Here is a 4741-nt window from a genome sequence, read left to right as displayed (position 1 = left end):
GTTAGCTTCAGCCATTACTTTGGTCATCGCTGCTGTTAGTGTCGTCTTACCATGGTCAACGTGACCGATTGTGCCTACGTTTACATGGGGTTTGGTTCTTTCAAATTTTTCTTTTGACATTGTAAATACTCCTACTTATTTAATTTTTCAATTACTTCATCTGCAACATTCTTTGGTGCTGCTGTGTACTTTGAGAATTCCATTGAATAGCTCGCACGTCCTTGGGTTGCTGAACGCAAGTCATTTGCATAACCAAACATCTCTGCTAATGGAACCTCTGCTTTTAGTTGTTTGCCGTTAGGAAGATCTTCCATACCGCCTACTAATCCACGACGACGGTTAAGGTCACCCATAACATCACCCATGTACTCTTCTGGTGTAACCACTTCAACAGCCATCATTGGCTCAAGTAGTTGAGGGTTGGCCATTCTAACACCTTCTGCTAAACACTTAGAAGCAGCAATCTTAAAGGCCATTTCATTCGAGTCAACATCATGGTAAGAACCATCATAAACAGTTACTTTAACGTCTACCAATGGGAAGCCGGCTAATACACCATTTTCCATTTGTTCTTGAACACCTTTGTTAACCGCAGGAATGTATTCTTTAGGAATAACGCCACCTTTAATTTCGTCTACAAACTCGTAACCTGCGCCAGGCTCTTGAGGCTCAATACGCAAGTGAACGTGTCCATATTGACCACGACCACCTGATTGTTTGGCAAATTTATGTTGATGCTCAACCATTGTGGTAATTGCTTCACGGTAAGATACTTGTGGTGCACCAACGTTACATTCTACGTCGAATTCGCGCTGCATACGATCTACAATAATATCAAGGTGTAATTCACCCATACCCGCAATAATAGTTTGACCTGATTCTTCATCAGAAGACACACGGAAAGAAGGATCTTCAGCAGCCAACTTACCAAGTGCAATACCCATTTTCTCTTGGTCAGCCTTAGTTTTAGGCTCTACCGCTAAGGCGATTACCGGCTCAGGGAATTCCATTCTTTCTAGAACAATTTTCTCTTTTAGGTCACATAATGTGTCACCCGTTGTAACATCTTTAAGGCCAATCGCTGCAGCAATATCACCAGCGCGAACTTCTTTAATTTCTTCACGATCGTTAGAGTGCATTTGCACCATACGACCAATACGCTCTTTCTTGCCTTTTGATGAATTGTATACAAAATCACCTGCTTTAAGTACGCCTGAATAAACACGGAAGAATGTTAATGTACCAACAAATGGGTCGGTTGCAATCTTGAATGCTAGCGCTGAAAAAGGCTCATCATCTGAAGCTGGACGAGGCGCTTTAGTCTCATCTTTATCATCTAAAATACCTTCAATCGCGTCCACGTCAAGTGGAGATGGCATGTACATAATGATTGCATCTAATGCAGCTTGCACACCTTTGTTCTTAAAGGCAGAACCACAGAACATTGGAATAATTTCATTATTAATTGTTTGAGTACGGATACCTTCTTTAATTTCGTCAGCTGTTAATTCGCCTTCTTCTAAGTATTTTTCCATTAACTCTTCAGAAGCTTCAGCGGCAGATTCAATCATGAATTCACGCTTTTCTTCAGCAAGATCTTGAAGATCTGCAGGAATATCAACCGCATCATAAGTTGCGCCTTGGTCTGCTTCATTCCAGTAGATTGCCTTCATAGTGATTAAATCAACCACACCCTTAAAGTCTTCCTCAGCACCGATAGCAATTTGCATTGGTACTGGGTTTGCACCTAGACGTGTTTTAACTTGATCACATACGCGCAAGAAGTCTGCACCAGCACGGTCCATTTTATTAACAAAGCCAATACGAGGAACGTTGTATTTATTTGCTTGGCGCCATACTGTTTCAGACTGAGGCTCAACACCACCAACTGCACAGAACAATGCCATTGCGCCGTCTAATACTTTTAATGAACGCTCAACTTCAATGGTGAAGTCTACGTGTCCCGGCGTGTCAATAATATTGATACGGTGCTCATCAAATTGATTGTCCATACCTTTCCACATACAAGTAGTTGCAGCAGAGGTGATAGTAATGCCACGCTCTTGCTCCTGCTCCATCCAGTCCATGGTTGCACCACCATCGTGAACCTCACCAATTTTGTGAGTACGACCCGTGTATAAAAGAACACGTTCTGTCGTAGTAGTTTTACCAGCATCAATGTGCGCCATAACACCGACATTGCGGTAGCGACTAAGGGGGTGATTTCTTGCCATCTTCTTAAATCCTTTTGGTTACCAGCGGAAGTGAGCAAACGCTTTGTTTGCTTCAGCCATTCTGTGAGTATCTTCTTTCTTCTTAAATGCAGTACCACGGTTTTGAATCGCGTCTAATACTTCACCTGCTAATCTAAGCTTCATGCCTTTTTCACCACGCTTACGTGATGCTTCAATAATCCAACGCATGGCTAGCGCAATCTTACGCTCAGCTCTTACTTCGATTGGCACTTGGTAAGTTGAACCACCAACACGGCGAGATTTAATCTCAACCTGTGGTCCGATATTATCTAAGGCTTGTTTGAATACTTCAATTGGCTCAGCATTACCTTTAGCTTCAATTGTATCTAACGCATCATAAACGATCTTCTCAGCTACTGATTTCTTACCATCTAACATTAAGATGTTTACGAACTTAGCCAATACTAAATCACCAAACTTTGGATCTGGCAGGATTTCTCTTTTAGGGGCGGATCTTCTTCTCATAGGACTTCTCTTATTTTATTTTGTTGTTATTTCTTAGGCTTCTTAGTACCATACTTAGAACGACCTTGCATTCTGCCATCAACACCCACAGTATCTAGTGCACCACGAACTGTGTGGTAACGAACACCTGGTAGATCTTTAACACGACCACCACGAATAAGAATCACTGAGTGTTCTTGTAAGTTGTGACCTTCACCACCAATGTAGGTAGTTACTTCGGCTGAATTTGTTAATCTAACACGGGCAACTTTACGTAATGCTGAGTTAGGCTTCTTTGGTGTAGTTGTATATACACGAGTACATACGCCACGTTTTTGAGGGCAGCTGTCTAATGCTGGCACGCCACTTTTACTAACCTTCTTTTTACGTGGATTACGTACCAATTGATTAACTGTTGACATATTGCTATTTCTCCAAAATTCTTAAAATTTCTATCTATTTAACACTTTTACAATCGCCCGCTGTTTTTTCTGGGGCAATAAAAGAGAGAATTATACTTTGTTACGTGCCCTTATGTCAACAAGTTTTAAGCCTTTTTCGTTAGCTTTTCCAATAAAAAACCACTGGCGCGATTTAACATCTCAAACACTTCGTCAAAACGGCCTTCAAAATAAGGATCTGGCACACCTTTGGTTTGATTATTAGGAATATTGGACAACATCAATGACAGTTTTGATTGTAGCTCCATTGGGCAAATCGCTTGTAAATTAGCTAAATTTGATTCATCCATCGCTACGATATAATCATAGTGATAGAAATCTGATTCATGCACTTGACGTGCTCGTTGACTAGATAGATCAACGCCAAACTTATTTGCTGAAAGTTGCGATCTAGCATCGGGCTGTTCACCAATATGATACGCATGCGTACCCGCTGAATCTATTTCAAACAAATGTGCAATGGCGTGTTTTTCTACTTGCGTTGTAAAGGCTCCTTCAGCCGTAGGCGAGCGACAAATATTACCCATGCAGACAAATAAAATTTTAATTTTTTCACTACTCATGTGGCTTTAGTTCGATAAAATCAATCATTATATCAATTATAAATTTATTATGTCCGACTCGCTACTCAACACCGCCAAACAAGTCATTTCAATAGAAGCGCAAGCGCTGAGTCAGTTATCTGAGCAGCTTGATCAAAATTTTGTCAAAGCTTGTGAGTTAATTCAAAATTGTTCTGGCAAGGTGATTTTGATTGGCATGGGAAAATCTGGCCATATTGGCAATAAAATTGCAGCCACTTTCGCCTCGACTGGCACACCGGCATTTTCAGTTCATCCGGGTGAAGCAGGTCATGGAGATTTGGGCATGATTGAACAAAATGATGTTGCTATTTGCATTTCTTATTCGGGTGAATCTGATGAAATAATGACATTAGTGCCAGTTATAAAACGCCTTGGTGTTGCTATTATTGGCATGACAGGCAACGCCAACTCATCCATTGGTCAAATTAGTGATATTCACCTAGATGTAAGCGTTGAAAAAGAAGCCTGCCCTCATAACTTAGCGCCCACCTCATCAACAACAGTTGCACTCGCCATGGGTGATGCGCTTGCTGTTAGCATCTTAACTAGTAAAGGTTTTAGCCCTGATGATTTTGCTCGCTCGCACCCATCAGGCGCACTAGGAAGACGCTTGCTTACCTTTGTAAGCACCGTGATGAAAACAGGCAACGATATCCCAAATGTTAGCGCTGATGCCAAACTACTAGATGCGTTATTAGTCATGAGTCAAAAAGCGTTAGGCATGGTACTCATTACCAACAATAATGAACTACAGGGTATCTTTACCGATGGTGATCTGCGTCGTGTATTAGAAACCCATGACCATATTCAAACACTAACGGTTGGCGAAGTTATGACGGCCAACTGCAAGTCAATTCTATCTGATAAGCCTGCCATGGCGGCGGTACAGATAATGGATGAATTTAATTTAAATTCTTTGCCAGTTGTTGATCATAATAATCAGGTGGTTGGGGCGATTAATACCCACACCTTAATGCAAGCCAAAATTATCTAAATT

Annotated in this window: 6 protein-coding genes; 1 reads left to right on the top strand and 5 read right to left on the bottom strand. The window is 41.3% G+C overall.

Annotated elements, in window-relative coordinates; genetic code table 11:
* The 5 genes from PSN35_RS03620 to PSN35_RS03600 form a co-directional block, all read right to left on the bottom strand.
* Positions 1–120, bottom strand: a 120-nt coding sequence (locus tag PSN35_RS03620) for a GTP-binding protein (RefSeq protein ID WP_300028326.1), incomplete at its 3' end; no start/stop codon positions are given.
* A gap of 11 nt (positions 121–131) precedes the next feature.
* Positions 132–2234: an elongation factor G gene (fusA, locus tag PSN35_RS03615; protein ID WP_300029557.1), complete on the bottom strand. Its 2103-nt coding sequence runs from the start codon at positions 2232–2234 to the stop codon at positions 132–134.
* 18 nt (positions 2235–2252) lie between these two features.
* Positions 2253–2720 (bottom strand): 30S ribosomal protein S7, encoded by a 468-nt coding sequence (rpsG, locus tag PSN35_RS03610; RefSeq protein WP_300029554.1) that lies wholly within the window; start codon positions 2718–2720, stop codon positions 2253–2255.
* A gap of 26 nt (positions 2721–2746) precedes the next feature.
* The gene (gene rpsL, locus PSN35_RS03605) at positions 2747–3121 is read right to left on the bottom strand and encodes a 30S ribosomal protein S12 (protein ID WP_291793760.1); all 375 of its coding nucleotides are present in this window, start codon (positions 3119–3121) and stop codon (positions 2747–2749) included.
* A gap of 125 nt (positions 3122–3246) precedes the next feature.
* Complete coding sequence (locus tag PSN35_RS03600; RefSeq protein ID WP_300029549.1) at positions 3247–3723, bottom strand: low molecular weight protein-tyrosine-phosphatase; 477 nt, start codon at positions 3721–3723, stop codon at positions 3247–3249.
* Between the two features lie 49 nt (positions 3724–3772).
* Here PSN35_RS03600 and PSN35_RS03595 point away from each other — a divergent pair, with 49 nt between their 5' ends.
* Complete coding sequence (locus PSN35_RS03595; RefSeq protein WP_300029545.1) at positions 3773–4738, top strand: KpsF/GutQ family sugar-phosphate isomerase; 966 nt, start codon at positions 3773–3775, stop codon at positions 4736–4738.
* The last annotated feature ends 3 nt before the right edge of the window (positions 4739–4741 follow it).

It is taken from the genome of Candidatus Thioglobus sp., from assembly GCF_028599055.1.
Taxonomy (GTDB): Bacteria; Pseudomonadota; Gammaproteobacteria; order PS1; family Pseudothioglobaceae; genus Thioglobus_A.
Note: the sequence above shows the minus strand (reverse complement) of the source record. Positions and strands in the feature narration are given on the sequence as shown.